Here is a 25,434-nt window from a genome sequence, read left to right as displayed (position 1 = left end):
TTATAACCTACTTAACTTTTTTGTAAATTTTCTCATCTGAATCAACTTCTTCATATCTGTTTGCTAAAGGGGTAAACGTGATAACCTCTTTATTACCTAACGCAAGATAACCGTTCGTCGTTAAACTATCATAAAACAATCGATGAACACGATTTTGTAATATCTGATTAAAATAGATTAAAACATTTCTACATATGATAATGTGAAATTCATTAAAAGAATGATCTGTAGCTAAGTTGTGATGACCAAATATAATATTTTCTTTTAAAAAAGAATGAAACGCAACATGATCATAGCTAGCAGAATAGTACTTTGAAAATTCCTTTTCTCCTCCAGCTTGATGATAATTCCTTGTATAAACCTGCATCCGGTGAATAGGAAATTCCCCTTTTTCCGCTTTTCGTAATATATCCTCATTCATGTCTGTTGCATATATTTTTGCTTTGTCATATAAACCAGCTTCATAAAGTAAAATGGCCATTGAATATACTTCTTCTCCAGTAGAACAACCAGCATGCCAAATTCGAATAAACGGGTAGTTTTTTAAAGTAGGAATAATATTTAACCGGAAGTACTTAAAAAAACTAGGGTCTCTAAACATTTCAGTAACATTTATTGAAAAGTCACTTATAAGTTTTCCCATCAGCTGCTGGTCTCGAAGAACTTTCTCCTGTAAAGCAGATACTGAAGTTAATTTCTCAACCTTTACTCTATGGATAATTCTGCGTCTAATGGACGAAAAAGCATAATTTCTAAAATCAAATCCATAATATTTATATATACCTTCTAGCAAAAGGGCTATTTCGATATTTTCCAATTCATCATTTATATTCTCGTTGTCATTCAATACTGAAAGATATTGTTCTTTTATTTTTATCACCTTTCCCTATACAACCATACTCGAATTAAAGATAATAATTGTTCTAGATTTACAGGCTTGCTAATATAATCTGATGCACCAGCCTCTAAACATTTTTCCCTATCATTTTTCATTGCTTTTGCTGTTAAGGCGATGATTGGCAAATCTTTAAATCTATCTATTTGACGAATTTTTTTCATGGCTTCATAACCATCCATAATCGGCATCATGATGTCCATCAAAACAAGATCAAAGTCAGATTGACTATTCAAAATTTCGATTGCATCTTTTCCATTCTCAGCAAACTCTACAATCATTTTGTTTGTTTCTAGTGCAGTTGTTAAAGAAAAGATATTGCGCATATCGTCGTCAACTAATAATACCTTTCTCCCCGCTAGCAGCTCTTTAATATTTTTCAATTCATTGGCCTGACTGCTTTTCTCACCATGAGTGGTTAATTGTTCAGTACCTTCATTACCTACAGGTAACGTTTGATCCTCAACAGTAGCTGCTGCTTCGGCTATTAATAATTGATCTTCTACCTGTATTTCATACTCTGGTAAATAGAGTGTAAATGTGCTTCCTTTTCCTTCGACACTGCTTATCTCAATATATCCGCCTAACAGTTGGGCTAATTCTTTGCTTATTGATAATCCTAACCCTGTACCTCCATATTTACGGCTAGTTGTTCCATCTGCTTGATTAAATGCCTCAAAAATAATTTGCTGCTTTTCTTTAGAAATTCCGATACCAGTATCAGTAACTGAAATTGCCAACATTGATTTCTTGGATTGGTCACTTGTACTTAACTTGAAGTGCAGTGTTACTCTACCCTGGCTTGTAAATTTAAACGCATTAGATAATAAATTCTTTAAAATTTGTTTCAGTCTTTGAGCATCTGTGAAAAATACATATGGTAAGCTTTCATCTATTAAAATCTTGTACTCTAAACCTTTCTGCTTGGCAATCGGTGTAAATTGCTGTTCAACAAATTCTTGGATGTCAGTAAACAGAATCTCCTCTGGAAAAATTGGCATTTTACCTGATTCAATTTTAGATAAATCTAGAATATCATCAATTAAATATAATAGATCTTTACCAGACGAATGAATGGTGTTCGCATATTCCACTTGATTATCAGTTAGGTTTTTATCATTATTTTCCGCAAGCAACTGCGAAAGTATTAACATGCTATTAAGCGGCGTCCGCAATTCATGTGACATATTGGCCAAAAATTCAGTTTTATACTTCGAGCTAAGCTCAACAGTCTGATTTTTTTCTTCAAGAACGATTTTAACTTTTTCTAGTTCTTTTGTTTTTTCTTCTGAATTTTTATATTGCTCTTCTAATTGCTCATTAATCATTCTTAACTCTTCTTGTTGTTGTTGAAGCTCCTCGGACTGACTTTGCAATTCTTCAGTTAATGTTTGTGATTCAGCCAATAACTTTTCCATTTTCATATGAGCCATAATACTATTTAAACTTATACCAACGGTTCTAAACACAATTTCAAGAAACTGTTTATGGACAGGGTCAAACGCTTTAAACGATGCCATTTCAACAACTGCTATAACCTTACCCTCATATTCAACTGGCAATATTAATAAATGTGTTGGGGCACCCTGTCCAAGACCTGACTTTATATGAATATAATTGTCAGGTAATGAATCTACTAGTATCGTTTGGTTTTCAAGAGCTGCCTGACCTACTAAACCTTCGCCAAAGCGAATTGATTTCACATTAATATCAGTCTCAACACTAGCATATGACGCAATTTTAGTTAACTTCTCTTCTCGTTCATTCTTCATATAAAAGACGCCATAGCTTGCACCAACGATTGGCGTAAGTTTTGAAATAAATAGACGTGCAAAGTTTTGGATATCTTGTATACCTTGATACATGGTTGTTATTTCAGCCCAATTTGTCTTAATCCAATTCTCAGTCCGCATTTTTTCTTTTAAATCATTTTCTTCAGCCATATGCTCTTCGAGTGATTTTGCCATTTCATTATAGGCCCTAGCTATATCCATAAACTCATCATTTGTATCAATTTCAATACGTGGTATAGTGGCAGAGTTATTATCAGCAGCGCTATTTAGAATAGCATTTACTTTACGAATGCGTGTTGTAATCGTTTTAATAACCCATAGTGTGACTCCAATACCGATTACCAGGCACGTAGCAATCAGATATAAGAAACCATTTCTAGTAAAACTATACATCTCGTTTGACTGTATTAACGCTTCTTTCATAGCTTGTTCTTCAATTTCAATCAGTTGACCGTATGTACTGCCCAGCCCATCTCTAACATCTCGGTAATCATTAAGAAGTAGGTTAATGGCCTCTTCCTTTTTCCCTTCATTAACAAGCTGTACGATCCTAGCAAACGCTTCATTATACGATTTATTAAGATAATCCAGTTCAATGACTAGTTCACTACTTTTACCCTCCGTTACTGAGTTCTTTAATAATTCAACGGCGTTATTGGCAATTAATCGAGATCCTTCTATTATTTTAATTTCCCTGCTAATTGCCTTTTCATCTTCTAGCAGAATTAAGTCTCTTAACCTCTTGGCCGTATTAAAGGTTTCAACACGGAAAGTGTTAACATGGTTTACTCTTTCATAACGTTCCTTTACAATTTCATTCATAAACTTATTTTGTTCTTGCATCATATACATTACAAAAAATGCAATAATTATCATGCATGTTAAGATCGAACCAAATCCCACATAAAGCTTTGTTTTAAATTTCATTTTGCTTATCAGCCTGCCTTTATTTAAATAGAGGTAATTTTAAAAATATTTTGCCAATATATTACTACATTTTACTAGTAAATTCTACAATAATATGCATAAAATTTATTTCTTTTCCCCATTCTACCACGTATCTTTCTAAATGTTCTATTTATTAAAAAAAAAAATGACAATTTAATAAAAATTGTCATTTTTTAAAAAGCGCTGTCAGTATTTACTTTTTCATTTCCGGTTTGGAATTAGTTGTCTGCTTCTGTCTCATCATTATCATTAAATTTGTCTAACATGGTGATCGTATCTACGAGGTGGTTGTTAAATATTTGGCGCGCAACTTGTAAAAGTTCAATGATCATTGGATCTCTTAGTGAATATATGACGCGGTTACCATCCTTTGTACCCGTGACAATATTTTTAGCTCTTAATACCGTTAATTGTTGAGAAACAGCCGAGCCTTCACTTCCGACTAAACTTTGAATTTCATTTACGTTTTTATCGCCCTCTGCTAGCAATTCAAGAATCCTAATCCGTAATGGATGTGAAAGCGCCTTAAAAAATTCAGCTTTAAACTGTTGCAATTCTAAATTCATTCTTTCCACCTCATTTATTAATCCCACTTTTAAGACATAAGTACATTTTCTTTATTGTGTTGAGATGTGTCTTTTGATGCTGAGAGTGCTGCACATTCCCTAAATGCAAAATGTTTACAACCTAAACATTTATCTTTATTTAAATGCGTTAACGCATAATTAATTGCCTCACCTGTATGTTCAAAAAAGTGTTGTTCCCCAATAAGATCATAGAGCCCCGTTTTTTGTAATACGCTTTTAGGTTGAGACTTTATACCTGAAATTAACACGACACCATGTTTTGAAAAGTTCTTCACGACACTTGTTAAGTTGGCTTCACCCGTTGAATCCATAAAAGGAACTCTTCCCATCCTTAATAATAAAACACGAGGCTTGTAATTGATCGTGCTCATAATGGTATGCCCAAACGTTGCAGCAACGCCGAAGAACAGCGGACCTTCGATATTATAAATACTAATTTGCGGACAATCATGTGTATCAGATACCATATGTGTTTCAACTTTTTCATGTTTGTTATTTCGGTTAGGTAGAGCCCTAGCCGTTACCATCAAATCACTCATGCGTTTTGTAAACAGTACAACCGCCAAAATTAGTCCCACTTCAACTGCAACTGTAAGGTTGACAAAAACGGTTAATAAAAATGTGACTACTAAAACCAATGAATCTTCAGTTTTAATTTTTAATACATGATAAAAGACATGACGTTCACTCATATTCCAAGCAACAACCATTAAGATAGGTGCCATACTTGCTAATGGTATATTGGACGCATATGGTGCAAATAAAATTAATATTAATAAAACCATGATACCATGAATAATACCAGAAAAAGGTGATACTGCTCCATTTTTTATGTTTGTTGCGGTTCTTGCGATTGCCCCTGTTGCCGGGATCCCACCAAAAAATGGAGTAATGATATTTGCAATTCCTTGACCAACAAGCTCCCGATTACTATTATGCTTGCTATTAGTCATGCCATCTGCAACGACTGCGGATAATAAAGATTCAATGGCACCAAGCATCGCAATGACAAAAGCGGGTCGAATGAGTTGTTGAATCTTTTCAAGTGTAATTTCAGGAAATTGAAAGCTAGGTAGATTACTAGGTATATTTCCATATGTTGAACCGATTGTTGCCACTTGAGCTGGATAGAATATATTCGCGATTATGGTTGAAAGTAATAAACCAATGAGCGGGCCAGGCACCTTCGGAAAAACTTTAGGTGTTATTATAATTGTTAATAAACAGATGGTAGCTGTGACGACACTATAAAGATTTATCGTATCAATATGGTCGATAATCTCAGTTATATTCGCTAAAAATGCTTCATGCTTTTCAATATCTGTAAGACCGAGAAAATTAGCAATTTGGCCTGTAAAGATTATAACTGCAATTCCAGCGGTAAAACCTATTGTTACAGGCCGAGGAATAAATTTAATTAATGACCCCAGCTTAAAAATCCCCATTAACAATAATATAATCCCTGCCATACATCCTGCAATTAATAGATTTTCATATCCATAGGTCATAACAACGCCTAATAATATAGGTATAAATGCACCAGTAGGTCCACCGATTTGATATCTTGAACCACCAAACAATGAAATTAAAATCCCCGCAATAATTGTCGTATAAATACCATATTCCGGCTTTACTCCGGAAGCAATCGCAAAGGCCATCCCTAATGGTATCGCAATTACCCCTACTACGAGTCCTGATAGAAGATCTTTTTGAAAACTTTGTAAAGAATAGCCTGAAAATCTCCCAGTAAACCTCAACTTCTTTAGCATGTACAACCCTTCTTCGTTTTGAATTATTTCTAAGTATATCTGAATATTTGAATATACTATTATATGAATTTATACCTATTTACTCGTAATGTCAAAATAATTTTCTAGTATGTTTCCGACAAAATTTGATGTTTAACATATTAAGATCTTCTAGTTTACATAATATATTTATAATAGACTTATGCCGTCGTTGCCCTCTAATTATTAGCGCTAAAAATTCTTTTGACATATTGCTGACACATTGAAGGAGTACAGTAACGATTGTAAGGCATTCAATGCCTTGCTACATAAAACTAAATCGGAGGATAATATTATGAAAAAGAAAAGCAAATTAATCGGGTATATGTTAACAGGGGCATTATCATTAGGTGTTATGGGGGCAACTGCATATCCTGCTTTTGCCGAGGAAAATGTCAATGAAACTCCACCTGCAGCAGTGGTTAAAGTTTTTAAGGGAATGGCCCTAAAAAATTTGGATGAAACTGCACAAGAAAAAATTCAGGCTATAATGGATGATACAAAAACTAAATTGGCGGACCTTGGTATAGCATTACCAACTAAAGGTTTGAAAATTGACAGATTTGCTAATTTAGATGAGACAACGAAAGAAAAAGCTCAAGCTATTCTTGAGTTGGTGAAAGACGGCAGTCTTGCTCGTGAAGATGCTCAAGCACAGTTATCGGAGCTTGGAATTGAGATGCCTAGTTTTTGGGGAGGGTTTGGGCATAAAAATAACCATTCTGACATCTTTGCTAATTTGGATGACGCGACGAAAGAAAAAGCTCAGGCTATTCTTGAATTGGTGAAAGACGGCAGTCTTGCTCGTGAAGATGCTCAAACACAATTATCGGAGCTTGGAATTGAGATGCCTGAGTTTAAAGGTGGGATTGAGCATAGAAATAACCGTTCTGACATCTTCGCCAATTTGGATGACGCAACGAAAGAAAAAGCTCAGGCTATTCTTGAATTGGTGAAAGACGGTAGTCTTGCTCATGAAGAGGCTCAAGCACAGCTATTGGAGCTTGGAATTGAGATGCCTAAGTTTAAAGGTGGACTTGAGCATAGAAATAACCGTTCTGACATCTTCGCCAATTTGGATGACGCAACGAAAGAAAAAGCTCAGGCTATTTTAGATCAGGTGAAAGACGGCAGTCTTACTCATGAAGAGGCTCAAACACAATTATCGGAGCTTGGAATTAAGATGCCTGAGTTTAAAGGTGGGATTGAGCATAGAAATAATTATTCTGACATCTTCGCTAATTTGAATGACGCAACGAAAGAAAAAGCTCAGGCTATTTTAAATCAAGCAAAATCCCAAATTGAAGCTCTAGTACAAAAATAATTAACTATATACGCAAAATCGATAAAACATATGAAAAAGCACACGATGCTATACACATCGTGTGCTTTTTCGCTGCAATAGGAGTTACTTATTTATTTAAATAGCCACCCTTGATTCTGACTACTTATCAGCTTTAGTTGCTTTTCCTGTCAGAATTACTTCCTGATTCTGACTACTTTTCGGCTTTTGCAACTGTTCCTGTCAAAATTCCTCGCTGGTTCTGACTCCTTTTCAGCTCTTGCGCCTTGTCCTGTCAGAATTCCTCCCTGATTCTGACTCCTTTTCGCCTTTTGCTCCTTTTCCTGTCAGAATTCCTCGCTGGTTCTGACTACTATTTGGCTTTTGCTCCTGTTCCTGTCAGAATCACCCCCTGATTCTGACTACTTTTCGGCTTGCGCTCCTGTTCCTGTCAGAATTCCTCCCTGATTCTGACTACTTTTTGGCTTTTGCGCCTTTTCCTGTCAGAATTCCACCCTGATTCTGACTACTTTTCAGCTCTAGCGTCTTTTCCTGTCAGAATCACACCCTAATTCTGACTACTTTTCGGCTTTTGCTGCTTTTCCTGTCAGAATCCCACCCTAATTCTGACTACTTTTCAGCTCTAGCGTCTTTTCCTGTCAGAATCACACCCTGATTCTGACTACTTTTCGGCTTTTACTCCTTTTTCTGTCAGAATTCCACCCTGGTTCTGACTACTTTTCGGCTTTTACTCCTTTTTCTGTCAGAATTCTACCCTGATTCTGACTACTTTTCAGCTTTTGCGCCTTTTTCTGTCAGAATCCCTCCCTGGTTCTGACTACTTTTCGGCTTCAACTCCTGTTCCTGTCAGAATTCCACCCCGATTCTGACTACTTTTCAGCTCTAGCGTCTTTTCCTGTCAGAATCACACCCTGATTCTGACTACTTTTCAGCTTTTGCGCCTTTTTCTGTCAGAATTCTACCCTGATTCTGACTACTTTCAGCTTTTGCGCCTTTTTCTGTCAGAATTCCACCCTAATTCTGACTCCTTTTCAGCTCTAGCGTCTTTTCCTGTCAGAATCACACCCTGATTCTGACTACTTTTCAGCTTTTGCGCCTTTTTCTGTCAGAATTCCACCCCGATTCTGACTACTTTTCGGCTTTTGCGCCCTTTTCTGTCAGAATTCCTCCCTGGTTCTGACTCCTTTTCGGCTTCAGCTCTTTTTCCTGTCGGTATCCCTCGCTGGTTCTGACTACTTTTCAACTTAATCAAAGGTTTTTGTCAGAATTCCTACCTGATTCTGGCTCCTTTTCGGTTTAATCAACGGTTTCTGTCATAGCCCTTTGCTAATTCTGACTACATTACAGCTGAATCTTCATTCATTCTCAAAACCCTTTGCTAATTCTGACTACTTTATCCACCGCACTATATCAACAAACTCCTGCCCAACAACACTATCCGAGTTTATTAAAACATTTGATGTTGGTTATCTTCAAACCCTTTTTCATCTGTTATGTAAGCATCTGTAATCGATACTTGTCTTGCTAAATCATCTAATGACAATTTTAAAGTGTCATCTAACATTTCCACTGGTACAATCTCTTTAAAATGTCTAACAAAATAGTATAAAGCCTTGTTAGTATCAAAATCTATTTCATACTCGTTTGAGTTATTGTTAATATGCTCGAAGAATTCGCTTGATAATGCTCTACAAGAATCTCGCAAATGAGGAAACACCTCATTTTTAGCTCTTTCATATAACTTTTCCACATCTGCAGGGTTACTTAAGATTATCGTTTTTTCACTCATTTGTAGAACTCCTTTTACATGTTATATAAAATAATTATCCCCCTTTGAGCAGATATTAATCTTATAAGCATTTTCATTCAGTTTGATTAATTGATTTTAGGAGGATTCTTGTAATGACGGTTGTTTCAAATATCAAAGGTTTACAACCTATTAATTATCTAAAATTCCGTAGGGATCCTTTACAATTTTTATTAAATACCTCTACCCTCGGTGATTTTGTTTGCCTTAACGCTACTAAACAAAGTAATTCCTATATTGTACATTCTCCTGATGCAGTGAAAGAGATTTTAACTGTTAATCATTCTAAATTTATTAAAGGAAATTCATCAAAAATTCTTGGCCAAACCCTCGGAAATGGCCTGCTGACTTCAGAAGGTAAAGAGCACCAAGAACAACGTAAAGTGATGCAGCCTGCATTCCAAAAACAATACATCAAGTCCTACGCAGAAACAGTGATTCATTTTACAGAAGATCTAATTGATACGTGGAAGGATGGCGAAGAACGATTTGTTAGTCAGGATATGCTTGAACTAACACTTCGTATTATTGTAAAAACTATGTTTGGTATAGACATAAAAAAGAAACTAACCACGATTACTAAAGCAGTGAATGATATTATTGAAAAAACAGCTCAATCGCTACTCATGCCCTTTCCAATACCCTCATCTATACCGACGATCAAAAATTACAACTATAAAAAAGGTATTGCTGTACTAGAAGAGCTTGTGGACGAATTACTTCGTTCAAATCAGAAAAAATCAAGCGAAACTACATTACTACAATTGCTGCAACGTGGGCATGAACGAATCACACGCGACGATTTACGAAATCAAATACTTACTATTGTAATAGCTGGACATGAAACAACTGCAAATGTGTTAACATGGATGTTATTATTATTAGCACAGCATCCTTCTGTTGAAACGCAAGTACATAATGAAATTAACAAAGTCATTTCAAATAGACTTCCACGATTCGAAGATATAAAAGAGCTTACCTATACGAATCAAGTATTTTCAGAGACGCTCCGCTTATATCCGCCAGCATGGATCTTACTTCGAGAGGCAGTTGAGGATGTTGAGATTATCGGAAAAAACTTTTCCAAACAAGATACTTTTTTAATAAGTCCTTATGTCATTCAGCGAAATCCTGCTTATTTTTATAATGCTGGATGTTTCCAACCAGAACGTTTTTCTACAAGTCAATTATCACTCATTAAGAACTACAGTTATTTTCCATTCGGCGCAGGTCCTCGTGGGTGTATTGGCAGTCAATTTGCAAGTATGGAATCCATTTTGATCATTGCGATGATAAATCAAAGGTTTGTATTAAAGCTTACAGACAATCCTAGAAAAATAACACCCGAACCTCTAGTGTCTTTACGAATCAAAAATGGACTGCAGCTAAAGATTCTAGCAAAATAATTCTATAACTAAACAACACGAAAAACCGACAAGTGCCTGGCACTTGTCGGTTTTTTATGCTCTATTTTGTTGTAGTTGATTTTCTTACTATTTTATTTGATTCCCTGCATGTTTCGATCGTCATATTTGTGACCGGTTTACACTGACATGCTAGCCGGTAGCCACGATTATACTCTTCGTCCGCTAATGCAGATTTTGACCAATTTCCGGCATCTGCTGTTTCACCGCTGCTTACCTTAATCTTACACAAGCCACAGCCACCGCCTTTACACCCTATAAAGATGCCTCCAAATTGACGTTGGGATGCATTAAGCAAAGTTTCAGATGGGTAACATGTTATTACTTTTTTGTTAATAATAACTTTAAAACTCTCCATTCTCCATCTCCTTAAAATATGGTATTAATAATGATCTATTATCAGCGTGGAAAGACTCAGGACCCAAAACTTTTTTTAAAATTAGACTTTGTTAAACGCGAATGTTGATTTCCGCTCCAATCAACACCTGATAGAAAATCAATATTTAGATTTAACACAGCCTAAAATTAAAAAGAAGTCTCTCATTCACTTGCATGTCAACGCTTTCAACAAGTTAAAAGAGAAACTTCAATGCAATAACAAGCTAGCTAGTTATTAAGAAAAAACAGACGTAAATCTTTCATTTAGTTCTCGTTCAAAATAGAAAATCGCTTTACCGATTGTATCTTCAGTCCATGTAATTGTTGGGGAATCAGGATACGTGATATAACCCCCACAGAACACTTCATTCCTGTTTCCTGACGGGTCAAAGAAGTAAATAGTTGTACCTCTCGTAATGCCATGGCGGGTCGGTCCAGCATCTATCATAACATCATTTCTTGACATGATGTCTGCTGCATTACGTAACTCAACAAATTCATCTAACCAGAAGGCGACATGGTGTAATTTCCCTTCAGGACCTTTAATAACAGCAATATCATGGGCTGTATTTGTTTTGAACAACCATACAGCCAAGTTTTGTTCATTATTTTCGCCACCAACTAACCGTTCACTTGCATGAAAGTCAAATATATCGATAAATAATTTGACAGTTCCATCAACATCATCGCCTGAAACTAGTAAATGATCTAAACGTGTTGGGTGAATTCCTTTTAACCCCTCAGGCCACGGATCAGGATTTACTAGGGGTAAACCATTTCCAACTACTTCAATTTCATGATACAGTTCCATAACCTGACCAGTTGGCAGTTTAAAACGAACCGCTTCACCCTCTGCAATCCGAGTGCCTTTAGGAACACGCTCTGTTGTTATTCCATAATTATTCAATTTCTCTTCATATAAATCTAAATCAGAGGCAAATTCGCATTTGAACGCTAAATGTTCAAGTCCAGCACAATCCGATTTCTTTAAAATGACACTATGATGATCATGCTCATCCCAAGCTTTTAAATATACTTTATCTTCCTCACGGGCCGTCTCATGCAGACCTATTACATTTTTGTAATATTCTATTGACTTTTCCCAGTTTGGACAGCGCAGCTCTACTCTTCCCAATCTCATAATCGCCATTTCTAATTCCCCCTATAAACATTTATAATGTTCTGAATACAATTATAAGTTATTAGTTAGCTTGTTCTTAGCTATGGAAACTACTAATTTTTTTATAAAATTGAACAAAAACATACAGTATTTCGCACATTTCTTTCATTTCACTTCTCTAGTTGTTCACATAAATGTCAAAATTATCACAATCTAGGAAACAACTATATGTAGCGGCTATCTTGCTAAAAACTTATCCATTTACAAACACCAAAATAAAAAGGCCTTCTACGACAATCGTAAAAGGCCTTCTCGTTTTAATCATATTCACTTTCAAGTTCATACTTTTAATACGTTTTAAGAATTAAATTGAAGCTCACCTAATAGTATAAGTGTTTGAAGTGCGAGAAATAAAGAATAGCTTACCGTTGGCTGGCGTATATCCAAAGTCAATATATCTTTTATTTTTTCAATTCTGTATCGCAAGCCGCTAATTGACAATGCCATACTATGCGCAGTTTGATCTAAATTGCCACCATTTATAATATAGTGGTACAGTGTCTTGGTTAGATCCATACATTTTTTATGATCATAATCTAGGAGATCTTTCAATTCAAGATTCGCATATCTTTTAATGGCTTCCCTATCACCTGTTTGGATCAGTACACCAATAATACCAAGTTCATTAAAAGGAATGATCGGCTTATATTTTGTACATATTTTTAATGCTGCTAATGCTTCTTCATACTGCTGCTTAGCATGTTCGATCTTATTCGTAGATGTGCTAATACCTACATAAAAAATATGTTTAGGACTTATCTCCATGCAAAATGCTCGAATTTCATTAGCAAACTCATCTATTTTTTTATTGAGCTCCACTAACATATCATTAGCAATCATTAAAACTATCTGGTTCGATTTAAGGGTCAATATAACTTTCATTGCCATGTTTTTAAAGTATTGAGAAAGTCTATTGACAATGTTTCCTTTCCACTCCATTTGGGCTCGCACATTTTGCTCATCTTGTTTACTTGTATCCACTACAAGCGTTGTAAATGGTTTCAAAAAGTCTAAACCAACATAATCTCCAAGCTTTAATAGCTCTTGCTTACATAGATCACCCGCTAATATTTCTTCTAAAATATTACCACGTATTCGTTGCTCTGCCTCTAGTGCTGTACGTTCATTTAATAGATACATAGCACAGACAACGGACGCACGTTCAATAATCATTTTTTCTAACGTCGTAAATTCACCAACTGAACGAACGACAGAGCAGTAGCCGCTTATTTTTTGATTAAGTAGTATCGGTATCATTAACCGATAATGATTTGTACCTACATGTACAATGTGAGCTTTAAAATCTTTTTGATATTCAAGCTTAAGTTCATTAAAGTATTTCTTCTCCGTACCATTTAATTGTTTAATTTGTTCGTTGTATTTTTGTTCTTCTATCGCATTTAAACCCGCTGCAGCGATGAGATTGAATTGACGATCCTCTATTAACACAGGTATATCTAGTGCCTCAAGCAATACATTTGCGATCGATTGCAAATCATGGCCTTGGATGATTTCTCCGGTAAGGCGCTTATGAATTGTAAACGATTTTGTTAGATTATCTCGTTCTTCCTTTATCTTTTCATAGGCTAGTTCTAACTCTTTAATCATACTTGTTTCACTAAAGCTTGCTAAATCTTTGTCAACCTCTTCTTCCCATTCATCTGCAGATTTAGCGATCCACTTGCAAAAATGATCACCTTTCCCTTCACATTGCACTTCCTTAACTATGACAACCTTTCCTAAAATGGTTGAAAGGTAGCCACTTGCATAACCAACTGACGTAAAACACGTGGTTCCAGTATCAAGCCCAAACAGTTTTTTATTCTCATCAGCCTCATAGGAATGTTTCCATACACCCTCCATATAGAAATGATCTTGGTTACGATCAACTTCAAGTGTTTGGGTTTGAACATAGACATGTCCATTTTGCATATGCATTTTCGGACCTGCTAATAACATGTCTTCAATCGTAGGGTAGTTATTATTCAAAAATATTTGTGTAGCATCATGTACACCAAGACTCCATCCATAGCGAAGAAGAAACTGTTTCATTCTTTTCTTGCCAACCATTTCTATTAAATCTTTGCGCAGTAACCCCATGGCTGCGGTCGAAGTCATTAATACTCTCTGATTATCCATAAAGATCTTTCCATCTAATGGTAAAGTCACAAAAGCATCGCTGTTCGTATAAGAATGGTAATTACTCATTGGCTACATCACCTCATTTTAAGATCGCTTGCTTATAATGTAAGTTTTCTTAATGTGCTGCCTTTGTCATATAGCTCGATTTTCCATTCATGTGTTGATTTTATATCAATCGCCTTAGTTAGCCCTCCGGTAATAATGAAGTCCCCCTTATGAAGACATTTACCATGTGAGTTTAATTTGTCGGCCAACCAATTCAATGCATTAATCGGATGCTCCATAACTGATTTAGTTGAACCATCTTCAATTAATTGATCACCATTCCATACTTTCACGGTTAAATCTTTTGTAAAATCTGCAAAAGAAATGGCATCTTGTTCGTTAACTATAACGGCACCAATTGAATTATTATCAGCAATAATATCTGGGAGCTTAAATTGATAATGCTCATATCGACTATCAACTATTTCTGCTACTAAATAGATTCGATCAATCGCTTCTTCCCACTCCAAAATAGATAAAGAATGTGGGATATCTTTCTTGAGAATCACGGCCAGTTCTGGCTCCATTTTTGGATGAACCCATTTCTCCCAATGCTTATCTTGAACAGCATTAGTTATATGACGATCAAAAATATAACCATAACAAGGGGTTTCTATTCCCATTTGCTTTCTCATTGGTTCGCTTGTATAGCCAAGCTTATATCCTATTAGTTTCTCACCTTGCTGTTGGAATTGCTGGATGTAATGGTCAAGAATTTGATAACCGTCTTCTTCAGTTAATTTTGGATATTGAATAGTCCAGCGTGGAATTAGTTTTGACTGTTTCTCAGCTGCAATAAGTGCTGCAGCCAAATTTCCGAATACTTTTTGATCTCCTTCTTTTTTCATACACTGACATCCTCCCTATTCCTCAATGACTTTGGTTCTATGTATTTGTGAAAAAGATTACTAGTTTGCCCTATTCCATTGGCAACGCTTTCATTTTTTGACGTTATTAAAAGTAACTAGTTTCCACTTTTAATAACTCCTCTAATATCACTATATTAAACTACTGAATCAGATACAAGCCATTGTTTCTCTATAGAGGACAACCTGCAAATAATTTAATCAGTTCGGTGATTTTAATTTTACGAATATTAAACTGTAAATCCTTCTGATACACTACCTCTAAAACTTACAAAAAACAGGGCAAGTAACGAGCGCTTTTCGTATAAATATCAAAATATATCGTGACATAAAAAAATAGAACACCTCCATTGCGGGATGTTCTATTTTTCTCTAATCGACAAGCACACAGGCACTTGTCGATTTGGCCCTTTTGACTTAAATATTAAATTATTTCGTCATCCAATCTGGTTTATGAAAGCCTTGGAATTCTTCTTCAATTACCTTTTTAAATTCATCTGATTCTACTGCTTCTTTAATGTCTTTAACAAATTGTTCATCTTTGTTCTTTGTTAACACAACAACACGATTAATGATATTATCAGGTAACTTATCTCGTACTAGGGCTTTCGTTAAATCTAAACCTGCTGCTATTGCAAAGTTACCGTTAATGGCTGCTAAATCAACAGATTCAAGTGTTCTTGGCAATTGCGCTGCCTCAACTGGTTGAAACTTAAGCTCTTTCGGATTGCTAGTAATATCTTTTTCAGATGCTTTTAGCGGATCTATATCACTATTAAACTCAATTAAGCCATTATCCCTTAAAACTGTAAGACCACGAGCCAAATTGGTAGGATCGTTAGCTATAGCCACTGTACTGCCATTTTCAATCTCATCAAGTGTTTTATATTTATTAGAATAAACACCTATTGGCGCAGTAGGTACTGTGATTACACTTGTTAATTCCATATTATTTTCTTTTGCGAAGGCATTCATATAAACCTCATGCTGAAAAAGGTTTGCATCCAATGAACCATTATCAAGCGCCTTGTTAGGCTGAACATAATCGTTAAATTCTTTTATTGTTACAGTATATCCTTTTTTCTCAAGATATGGTTTCACACCAAGTTCTAGCATATCGCTATATGGAATCGTTCCACCCAGTACTAATTCTTTCTTTTCAGCTGCTGATTCACCCGTTGATGGTGCGCTGGATGATCCGCATGCTGCCAATGTACCCGCTAATAAAATTGAGATTAATAAATAAATAACTTTTTTCAAATGTATCACTCCTATTTTTTTTATCGTTTATTAACTTTCTTCGCAATAAAGTCGCCAAAATATTGAATAAATTGAACAAGGACAATTAATAGAATAACAGTTGTGAACATGACCGTATCATCATAACGATAGTACCCGTAACGTATTGCTAAATCACCGATACCGCCCCCGCCAATTGTTCCTGCCATCGCAGAGTATCCTATTAAACTAATCGCAGTAATCGTTAAACCTGTAATAAAGCCCGGTTTCGCTTCTGGTAATATAATGTGGCGTATAATCATCCAAGGTGATGCGCCAACTGCCACAGCTGCTTCAATAACCCCTTTATCTATTTCCCTAGCAGATGACTCTACAATTCTCGCATAAAAAGGAATTGCCGCGACCGATAAAGAAACAGATGCAGCCAATGGTCCAATTGTCGTTCCTAATAAAAACTGTGTAAAAGGTAATAAAAATACTAGCAAAATAATAAACGGAACAGAACGTATTAAGTTAATGAGAATTCCTACAAAGGTTTTGATCCATTTATTTTCTAAAAACAAACCGCGATCTGTTACAAATAGAATAATACCTAATGGCATGCCCACTAGAATGGCTACCAACAATGCAATCCCAACCATTAAAAGCGTTTCAAAAAACGCAACATTTAATTCAGGTAATAGTTCGATCAAGCTACTCATATGCAACCACCTCCACTTTACTTACGCGGCTGCGAAGATAATTGATTGCATTTTCTAGAGCCTGCGATTCACCATTCAGATCCATAATAAATATACCTAATGGCACATCCTGAATATATTCCACCTTTCCATGAAGAATATTACCTTGAACAGGATATGTCTGGAGCATATCTGAAACCACCGCTTCAGCTGCCATATCTCCCCAAAACTGTAGCCTTATCAATGTTCCTCTAACGTTTTCTAGCAACTTATCAGGTAAGTCAAAGTTTAGAATCGTTTGAATGAATTTTCGCGTTAGTGGGTTCGTCGGATCTGAAAAGATGTCATAAGTTGCACCTTGCTCTACGACCTTCCCGTTTTCCATAACAGCACAGCGATGACAGATCTCTTTTACAACCTCCATTTCATGAGTAATGATCACAATGGTTAACCCTAATTCTTTATTTATTTTTTTTAATAACGATAAAATGGATTTTGTTGTGCTAGGATCTAAGGCAGATGTTGCCTCATCACAAAGCAGCACCTTTGGATTATTAGCTAATGCCCGAGCTATACTTACCCTTTGTTTCTGTCCGCCACTTAATTGGGCCGGATATTGATGAATTCGATCCTTAAGACCCACTAGTTCAAGCAACTCATTCACTCTTTCTTCAATGATACCTTTGTCAACTCCCGCCGCTTTCAGCGCAAACGCAACATTTTCAAAAACGGTTTTGGATGATACTAAATAAAAGCCTTGAAAAATCATGCCTATAGATTGCCTTGCTTTTCGAAGATTCTTACTTGAAAGGTTTAGCAAGTCAACCCCATCAATAATCACTTCACCCGAAGTTGGTCGTTCAAGAATGTTCATACAGCGCAGCAACGTACTTTTACCAGCACCGCTATAGCCTACAATACCGAATATCTCACCTTTTTGTATGGTAAGGGAAACATTATCAACCCCTACAATACGTCCTGTTTTACTTTTGAATTCTTTTGTAATATTTTTCAATTCAATCACAAGATGTTTCCCCACTTCCTGTTCACATTTCTATTTAGCTCTTAAAAGTACTTACTTTTTCTCAGCATATTCCCGTCTATAACTTGCGCCAGGATGATCATCAGGTAAAACACTCTTACCTTGCGGAAACAATTTTTCACGAAATGTTCCTTTGGCATAATCCTTTTTGTATAAGCCTCGTTCCTGTAAAATTGGAATTACTAAATCAACAAAAGCTTCCAAATCACCAGGCGTGACTAAATGATTTAAATTAAACCCATCCACACCAGATACCTCAAATTGGTGTTGGATCGCATCTGCTACTTCTGTTGGATTACCAACAATATAACTACTGCGATCTATCGATTCAAAGCGGTTCAGTACTTCACCAACTGTTAATTTTTTTGGCGCATCCTTTGTTAAAGTGGCTGCTTTATAATGCCCACCTTCAGTTGACTTTTTATATTCAAATGGCTCATTTGGATCAAGGCTTTCAAATTCAGCTACATCGTATCCGCTTGCACCATACTGAGCCTTAGCCGCATCGGCGCTCCAAACTTTGTTATATTCTTCAAATTTCCGTTCCGCTTCTTCAGTCGTTTCTGCTACAACCACGTTTAAAAATGAAATAATTTTTATATGTTCTGGGTTGCGTCCATGTTTTTCGGCACGTTTTCTAATGTCAGCTGTATACTCCCGAATTCTTTCAGGTGTTGGTCCACCCACAAAGATGCATTCTGCATGTTTAGAAGCAAATTCTAGGCCGCTATTAGACGTGCCTGCTTGAAACAAGACTGGTGTGCGCTGTAAGGAAGGTTCACTTAAATGCGGTCCTTCCACATTGAAATACGTCCCTTCATGATTAATTTCATGGACTTTACTCGGGTCGACAAGCGTGTGATGTTCCACATCTTCCACTACTGCATCATCTTCCCAGCTTTGCTCCCACAGCTTATAAGAAACTTCCAAGTATTCATCTGCAATTTGATAGCGCTCATCATGTTTGATCATATCTTCTAACCCGAAATTTTTGGCTGCATTTGGTAAATATGAAGTAACAATATTCCATGCAACTCTTCCTTTAGTCAAATGATCTAACGTTGAAAAACGTCTTGCATTTCCAAATGGTGGTTCATAGGTCGTACTAACAGTAACAGCAAATGACAGATTTTCAGTGACAGCAGCCATTGCCGAAACAAGCATGGCAGGATCATTTAAAGGAACTTGCAGCCCGTCTCGAATCGATGGAGCCTTGCTGGCCTGATAAACATCATAGATTCCGAGTACATCTGCGAAAAACACTGAATCAAATTTCCCCCGCTCCAATAGCTTTGCCAAGTCAATCCAATAATCTAAATCTTTGTAGCGCCGATGACGCTTATTTTCTGGATGTTTCCATAATCCATGTGAATTGTGCATCGCACTGTTCATTTCAAACGCATTTAAGATGATTTGTTTAGTCATTTCTTTTCCTCCCAGGAAAAATATTTATTAAATAACAAGAATTCTATCAGGCACTGCTATTTGGTACTTTTTTGCATTAAAAAAACCTCTTCTTAAAAGAAAAGAAGAGGTTTGACTACTATGCACTCGCATATATCTCCTCTTATCTTTCAAGCAAAAATTGCCTGCTGGAATTGGCACAGTACTTAAATAGTCTGTTGCCGAGGCTTCAAAGGGCCAGTCCCTCCACCTCTCTGGATAAGAAAACTTGTTATTGAATTTAATCCAAAATATACATGGAATTGAAATGTCTGTCAACAAAAAATTAAAAAAATATTTTAATAATTTAAATTTATCAATCAGCGTTGACAATTTTTAGAAAGTCATTTATAGTTTGACTAACAAATTCATACGTAACAATGTCTTATCAAGAGTCAGGGGAGGAATCTGGTCCAACGATCCTGCGGCAACCGCTTAATCAATTGATTAAGAAAGGTGCTCATTCCAGCAGACATCAATGTCTGAAAGATGAGAGAGTGTAAAATGGAGCAAAAGTCCACTTTCGTCATCGGAAGTGGACTTTTTTTTACAAGTTTATGAGTTTTCTCAAAAACAACTAAACCTCCCCTATAAAATACACTATTCGCATTTGTTTTATATGCTTTATAAGATATTGTTCAATAATAATTGGAGGAAAACAAATGACTATAACCTATCAACAATTAACAACCTCAAAGCAACAACAACTTTTATTGGAACAAGCAGAAGTCCTAGCTGCCGCCTTTAAAGAAAGAGCGGCGAAAATAGATGCCAAAGGAACATTCCCGTATGAAAATTTTGAGGATATTAAACGAAATAATTTCCTGGCACTTACGGTTCCTCAAGAATACGGCGGTTCTGGTATCAATTTATATGATTATTTATTAATTCAAGAAAAACTTGCTACCGGCGATGCACCTACAGCCCTATCATTGGGCTGGCAACTAGGCGTTATACTTGAAGCAGCCGAAAGTCGAAACTGGAAAGAAGAAAGCTTTGCTAAATTATGTGATCTAATTGTGAATGAAAAAGCATTAATTAATTTAGCACAATCGGAACAAGCAACAGGTAGCCCCTCCAGAGGTGGAATTCCGACAACAACTGCAACAAAAGAAAACAATGGTTGGCGTGTAAATGGCAGAAAATCCTTTACATCAATGGCTGTGGCACTTGACTATTCAATCGTAACTGTAGACATTAACTCTACAGGAAAAAAAGGATTTATCCTTATTGATCACCAATTGGACGGTGTGTCAATTGAAGAAACATGGGACAGCATAGCAATGAGAGGTACAAAGAGTGATGATTTAATTTTAGATAATGTCCTAGTAAAGGACGATGCCTTACTTGTCGTAGAAGATATAAAAAAACCTTCACCAAAAGGTTGGTATCTACAAATTCCGGCTGTATATTTAGGAGTTGCACTTTCTGCACGAGACTATGCGGTTACATTTGCAACGAACTATCGTCCAACTACATTACCTGGCCCAATTAGCGAAGTTCCAGAAGTTCGAAGAAAAATTGGCGAAATCGAACTAGAATTATTTAAAGCACGAGAAGTACTGTATTCAGTTGCTAGGAAATGGGTGGACTATCCTGATCAAAGACATCTACTAGGTTCAGAGCTTGCCGCTGCAAAACATATCGTAACCAACAGTGCGAATGTTGTAGTAGATCTAGCCATGCGAATTGTAGGTGCTAGAAGTCTTTCAGCACAAAACCCGTTGCAGCGGCATTTCCGCGATGTGCGTGCAGGCCTGCATAATCCGCCTACAGACGACATGATTATCTACAATTTAGCCAATGCTGTTTTAAATTCGTAAAGCTTACTAGATTTATTCAAACAGCAATTTTTTAATAAGGAGAGATGCAATCATGGCTATTTCTAGACAGGATCTAAGCGAAACTGTTTGGTATCCGTCAACTGAGCAAATACAACAAGCCAACATAACAAATTTCATAGAAAAGTATGGTCTAGTAAACTATCAAACCTTGATCCGAAAATCAGCTGCAGATCCGAATTGGTTTTTCTCCACTTATTTAAGGGAAATACAGATTAATTGGTATGAGAACTACGAAAAGGTAATGGATTATTCTAAAGGGATTGCCCACACGGAATGGTTTAAAAACGGAAAGCTAAATCTTTACTCTAATTGTATTGAGAAACATTTACACCGTGATAGCGCTGATGTGCCAGCGATTATTTGGGAAGGCGAAGATGGCCGGCAGCGGACGCTTAGTTATACGGAAGTAGATCACGAGGTTAATAGAATAGCTGCTTACCTTATCCAACTTGGAGTAAAAAAAGGAACATGTATCGGAATGTACTTGCCTCCTCTACCAGAAGTGGCAATAACTATTTTCGCATGCGCGAAAATTGGAGCAATTGTTGTCCCTATCTTTTCCGGATACGGTGCTGATGCTATTGCAAGTCGTTTGGTCGATTGTAATGCAAAGATACTCATTACAGCAGATGAGTATTACCGAAAAGGTAAAAAGATTCCTATGCGAAAAACAGCACAGGAAGCGGTAAAGTTTACTCCGTCCGTAAACTATACGATTGTGATCCCACACTTGAACAGCGATATCTCTTTAAATAATAATGAATTATTATGGGATAGTTATCAGTCCTCACTAAGTGTAGACACTGAAGTGATGGATACAAATGATCCATTTATGATTGTTTATACATCAGGTACAACTGGAAAACCAAAAGGAACTGTCCATACACATGGCGGTTTCCCAATTAAAATTACGCTTGACATGTATTTTTGCTTTGATATAAAACCGCGAGATAGAATCTTTTGGTTAACTGATATGGGCTGGGTGATGGGACCTTGGCTATTCCTTGGGGCATCGTTTTTTGGTGCAACGGTTGTTCTTTATGAAGGAAGCCTTGATTACCCTAACCCAGATCGGTTATGGAAATTAACTGCTGACCATAAAATCAATATTTTCGGAACTGCCCCAACTGCAATTCGAACTTTAATGCTTAAAGGTGACGAATGGGTACAAAAGCACGATCTCTCCTCTCTAAGAATACTTGGTTCAACAGGTGAACCATGGGATGCTCTTTCATGGCGCTGGTTTTTAGAGGTGGTTGGCCAGCGTAAACTACCTATCATTAATTTTTCAGGTGGTACTGAAGTCTCAGGTGGGATTATCGGTTGTTTTCCAATCTTCCCATTTAAACCAGGATGTTTTCACGGGCCACTCCCTAGTTTAGCAGTTGATGTCTTTGATACGAGCGGGCAATCGATTAGAGGTGAAACAGGCGAGCTTGTTTTAACAAAACCATCTTTAGGAATGACAAGATCGTTTTGGAATGATACTCGCCGGTACTTTGATACATATTGGAGTATATGGGAGGATGTTTGGGCACATGGAGATCAAGTAAAGATTGATACAGATGGTTTTTGGTATGTAATTGGTCGTTCAGACGATACGTTAAAAGTAGCTGGAAAGCGAATTGGCCCATCCGAAATTGAATCTTTGTTAACTGATCATAAAGAGATCGAATTAGCGGCCGTTGTTGGTATTCCCGATGTAATAAAAGGCCATGTTCCAGTTGCTTTTGTTGTAGTATCTGATGGTATTCAAGTCGACGATTCCTACCTAAATAAGTGGAAAAGCAAAATTGAATACAAACTAGGAAAATCCTTTTGTCCAAAAGAAATCCACATTGTTGAAAAATTACCTACAACACAAAGCAATAAAGTTATCCGAAAAGTAATAAAAGCAGCTTATCTAAATCTACCTGTTGGGGATGTTTCTACAATTGCTAACATTGACGCCATTGAGCCTATCCGGAAATTAGCTAACGCGATTGGATAAATAAATAGATGCAGTTTTCAATGATGAAATACTAGGAGGCAGTAGCATGAATATTCAAACTGTATATAAAACCATATATTGTGAAACAAACGAACACGTCGCCACGATTATTCTAGACCGTCCTACTGTGATGAATGCAATAAATAGGCAAATGGCTCTTGAAGTGCTCGAAGCGTTAACTATTGCAGATACAAATGAACAGGTTAAAGTGGTCGTTATTAGGGGGAGTAACGGGCATTTTTCCGCTGGAGTTGATTTAAAAGAAGTGTACGATTTGCCACAACCTATTGGTGCTGAACCTTCAGAGGTATGGCGCGAGCACTTAGAATCCTTGCTAGCTGTATCCATTAAATTGTGGGAATTAACGAAACCAACCATTGCTGTAGTAGAAGGACATGCACTTGGAGGTGCAGCGGATTGGGTCCTTTCCACAGATTTAGCTCTAGCTGCTGATACTGCTAAAATTGGCGAGCCCGAAATTCAGTTTGGGGCAGCCCCCCCTACCTTAATGCTGCCATGGGTAGTTGGCATTCGAAAAACTAAAGAACTATTATTTACGGGAGACACCATTTCGGCTCAAGAAGCTTTACAATATGGTATTTATAATAAAGTTGCACCTACCGCACAACTAGAAAATGAACTGACGAAACTAACGAACAAAATCAGTAAAATACCAGCATCTGCGCTTAAATTAACAAAGAAGTCAATTAACAAAACCTATGAATTACAGCATCTCCGTGATGCACTTGATTATAACTTAGAAACTTCCATTTCGATGTTTTTCTTAAAGCAAGAAAGGGAAGTTGCTGAAACAGCCCAGAAAATTCGCGAAAAGGGTCTTAAAGCTTTTCTTCAAAATGTTAGCTTGTAGGAAGTTAACAGTGACATCAGTATTGATTCTTTTAGAAGTATGGGCAGGATTTAATTGGAACGATATAGAATTATAGAGAAACTATCTAAAAAGGGGTTGGAAAAATGGGGTTCAATGCATATGTATTAGAAAAAGAAGGCGAAAAGGTCCTGTTAAACGAACGCAATTACACTTTAGATAACCTTCCAGAAGGCGATGTAACTATTAAAGTTGCTTACTCAAGTGTGAATTATAAAGATGGTTTAGCTGCGCTTGATAAAAGTCCAATTGTAAAAAATTATCCGTTTATTCCTGGCATTGATCTAGCTGGAACAGTGGAGTCATCCAAAGATCAACGCTTCAAAGCAGGCGATGAAGTTATTGTTACTAGCTACGACCTAGGTGTTAGCCATTTTGGCGGCTATAGTGAATATACAAGAGTACCTGGTGATTGGGTCATTCCTCTACCAAAAGGATTAACACTAAAAGCAGCGATGGCATTTGGTACTGCAGGATTAACAGCAGCGCTAGCCATTCAACGACTTGAAGACAATGGCTTAATAAAGGATCAGGGGCCGGTATTAGTAACCGGTGCAACTGGCGGTGTTGGAAGTTTATCCGTAGCCATGCTGACTGATTTAGGCTATGAAGTATATGGCAGTACAGGGAAAAAAGAGGCACACGACTTCCTCAAGCAATTAGGTGCGATAGAAATTCTAGATCGTGAAGAAGTTACTAAAAGTGATAAGCGGCCTTTACTGAGCCAGCGCTGGGCTGCTGCTATTGATCCTGTCGGCGGTAATACCCTATCCTATCTATTATCGACTGTAAAATACGGTGGATCGGTTGCCTTAATGGGCCTTGCAGGCGGCGCAGATGTTGCGACAACTGTTCATCCATTTATATTAAGAGGTGTTAACCTTCTCGGTATTGATTCAGTCTTTACTCCATATCAGCAGCGCAAACATGCATGGGAACGGCTAGCAACTGATTTGAGAATTCATGAAAAACTAGAAACAATTACTAGTGAAATATCTCCCGCGGAATTACCGCAAACACTTAAAGACATCCTCTCAGGAACTGTACTGGGAAGAAAAGTCGTTAAGATAGGGAAATAATGCCTTAGTAATTTATATAATGCCAACTAATCGACAAGTGCCAATACTCGATCGATAAGCACCATCTCCAAAT

At 36.8% G+C, this 25,434-nt stretch carries 19 protein-coding genes and 2 riboswitches; of the genes, 6 read left to right on the top strand and 13 right to left on the bottom strand.

Annotation, left to right across the window (positions count from 1 at the left end; translation table 11 throughout):
- Positions 1-7: 7 nt before the first annotated feature.
- From C1724_RS23345 to C1724_RS23330, 4 genes are all read right to left on the bottom strand, one after another.
- Positions 8-880 carry a CheR family methyltransferase gene (locus tag C1724_RS23345; protein ID WP_102349161.1) on the bottom strand — a complete coding sequence of 291 codons (873 nt, stop codon included), beginning with the start codon at positions 878-880 and terminating at the stop codon, positions 8-10.
- Positions 877-3,615: a response regulator gene (locus C1724_RS23340; RefSeq protein WP_102349160.1), complete on the bottom strand. Its 2,739-nt coding sequence runs from the start codon at positions 3,613-3,615 to the stop codon at positions 877-879. The genes C1724_RS23345 and C1724_RS23340 overlap by 4 nt, the downstream gene beginning before the upstream one ends.
- Positions 3,616-3,854: 239 nt before the next feature.
- On the bottom strand, positions 3,855-4,202 hold the full coding sequence (locus C1724_RS23335) for an ArsR/SmtB family transcription factor (protein ID WP_102349159.1): 348 nt from the start codon (positions 4,200-4,202) through the stop codon (positions 3,855-3,857).
- Positions 4,203-4,231: 29 nt separating this feature from the next.
- Entirely contained in the window at positions 4,232-5,992 is a 1,761-nt protein-coding gene (locus tag C1724_RS23330; protein ID WP_102349158.1) for a SulP family inorganic anion transporter, read from the bottom strand.
- Positions 5,993-6,305: 313 nt separating this feature from the next.
- On the opposite strand from C1724_RS23330, the gene C1724_RS23325 reads away from it, so the two are divergent.
- Entirely contained in the window at positions 6,306-7,334 is a 1,029-nt protein-coding gene (locus tag C1724_RS23325; protein ID WP_102349157.1) for a hypothetical protein, read from the top strand.
- Positions 7,335-8,760: 1,426 nt separating this feature from the next.
- Here C1724_RS23325 and C1724_RS23320 read toward each other — a convergent pair.
- Positions 8,761-9,102, bottom strand: a complete 342-nt coding sequence (locus C1724_RS23320; RefSeq protein WP_102349156.1) for a hypothetical protein — start codon at positions 9,100-9,102, stop codon at positions 8,761-8,763.
- A gap of 113 nt (positions 9,103-9,215) precedes the next feature.
- Between C1724_RS23320 and C1724_RS23315 the strand changes: the two genes are divergently transcribed.
- Positions 9,216-10,526 carry a cytochrome P450 gene (locus C1724_RS23315; protein ID WP_102349155.1) on the top strand — a complete coding sequence of 437 codons (1,311 nt, stop codon included), beginning with the start codon at positions 9,216-9,218 and terminating at the stop codon, positions 10,524-10,526.
- A 61-nt stretch (positions 10,527-10,587) separates the two neighbouring features.
- Here C1724_RS23315 and C1724_RS23310 read toward each other — a convergent pair whose 3' ends face one another.
- The 8 genes from C1724_RS23310 to C1724_RS23275 form a co-directional block, all read right to left on the bottom strand.
- On the bottom strand, positions 10,588-10,902 hold the full coding sequence (locus tag C1724_RS23310; RefSeq protein WP_102349154.1) for a 2Fe-2S iron-sulfur cluster binding domain-containing protein: 315 nt from the start codon (positions 10,900-10,902) through the stop codon (positions 10,588-10,590).
- 255 nt (positions 10,903-11,157) lie between these two features.
- On the bottom strand, positions 11,158-12,072 hold the full coding sequence (locus C1724_RS23305) for a catechol 2,3-dioxygenase (RefSeq protein ID WP_102349153.1): 915 nt from the start codon (positions 12,070-12,072) through the stop codon (positions 11,158-11,160).
- A 327-nt stretch (positions 12,073-12,399) separates the two neighbouring features.
- Positions 12,400-14,310: a XylR N-terminal domain-containing protein gene (locus C1724_RS23300; protein ID WP_102349152.1), complete on the bottom strand. Its 1,911-nt coding sequence runs from the start codon at positions 14,308-14,310 to the stop codon at positions 12,400-12,402.
- A gap of 32 nt (positions 14,311-14,342) precedes the next feature.
- Complete coding sequence (locus C1724_RS23295; RefSeq protein WP_102349151.1) at positions 14,343-15,137, bottom strand: 2-keto-4-pentenoate hydratase; 795 nt, start codon at positions 15,135-15,137, stop codon at positions 14,343-14,345.
- A 447-nt stretch (positions 15,138-15,584) separates the two neighbouring features.
- Positions 15,585-16,415 carry a MetQ/NlpA family ABC transporter substrate-binding protein gene (locus C1724_RS23290; RefSeq protein WP_102349150.1) on the bottom strand — a complete coding sequence of 277 codons (831 nt, stop codon included), beginning with the start codon at positions 16,413-16,415 and terminating at the stop codon, positions 15,585-15,587.
- 20 nt (positions 16,416-16,435) lie between these two features.
- Complete coding sequence (locus C1724_RS23285; RefSeq protein WP_102349149.1) at positions 16,436-17,101, bottom strand: methionine ABC transporter permease; 666 nt, start codon at positions 17,099-17,101, stop codon at positions 16,436-16,438.
- The gene (locus C1724_RS23280) at positions 17,088-18,098 is read right to left on the bottom strand and encodes a methionine ABC transporter ATP-binding protein (RefSeq protein ID WP_102349148.1); all 1,011 of its coding nucleotides are present in this window, start codon (positions 18,096-18,098) and stop codon (positions 17,088-17,090) included. The genes C1724_RS23285 and C1724_RS23280 overlap by 14 nt, the downstream gene beginning before the upstream one ends.
- Before the next feature lie 51 nt (positions 18,099-18,149).
- Positions 18,150-19,541, bottom strand: a complete 1,392-nt coding sequence (locus C1724_RS23275; RefSeq protein WP_102349147.1) for an LLM class flavin-dependent oxidoreductase — start codon at positions 19,539-19,541, stop codon at positions 18,150-18,152.
- A 139-nt stretch (positions 19,542-19,680) separates the two neighbouring features.
- A riboswitch (SAM riboswitch) is annotated at positions 19,681-19,785 on the bottom strand.
- A gap of 156 nt (positions 19,786-19,941) precedes the next feature.
- A riboswitch (SAM riboswitch) is annotated at positions 19,942-20,055 on the top strand.
- Between the two features lie 166 nt (positions 20,056-20,221).
- Between C1724_RS23275 and C1724_RS23270 the strand changes: the two genes are divergently transcribed.
- From C1724_RS23270 to C1724_RS23255, 4 genes are all read left to right on the top strand, one after another.
- The gene (locus tag C1724_RS23270; protein WP_102349146.1) at positions 20,222-21,382 is read left to right on the top strand and encodes an acyl-CoA dehydrogenase family protein; all 1,161 of its coding nucleotides are present in this window, start codon (positions 20,222-20,224) and stop codon (positions 21,380-21,382) included.
- A gap of 52 nt (positions 21,383-21,434) precedes the next feature.
- Positions 21,435-23,393 (top strand): AMP-binding protein, encoded by a 1,959-nt coding sequence (locus C1724_RS23265; RefSeq protein ID WP_102349145.1) that lies wholly within the window; start codon positions 21,435-21,437, stop codon positions 23,391-23,393.
- A gap of 46 nt (positions 23,394-23,439) precedes the next feature.
- Complete coding sequence (locus C1724_RS23260; RefSeq protein WP_102349144.1) at positions 23,440-24,264, top strand: enoyl-CoA hydratase/isomerase family protein; 825 nt, start codon at positions 23,440-23,442, stop codon at positions 24,262-24,264.
- A gap of 104 nt (positions 24,265-24,368) precedes the next feature.
- Positions 24,369-25,361, top strand: a complete 993-nt coding sequence (locus tag C1724_RS23255; protein ID WP_102349143.1) for an acrylyl-CoA reductase family protein — start codon at positions 24,369-24,371, stop codon at positions 25,359-25,361.
- The last annotated feature ends 73 nt before the right edge of the window (positions 25,362-25,434 follow it).

This window comes from Bacillus sp. Marseille-P3661, from assembly GCF_900240995.1.
Taxonomy (GTDB): Bacteria; Bacillota; Bacilli; order Bacillales; family Bacillaceae_J; genus OESV01.
This window is presented reverse-complemented; position numbering and strand designations above follow the sequence as displayed.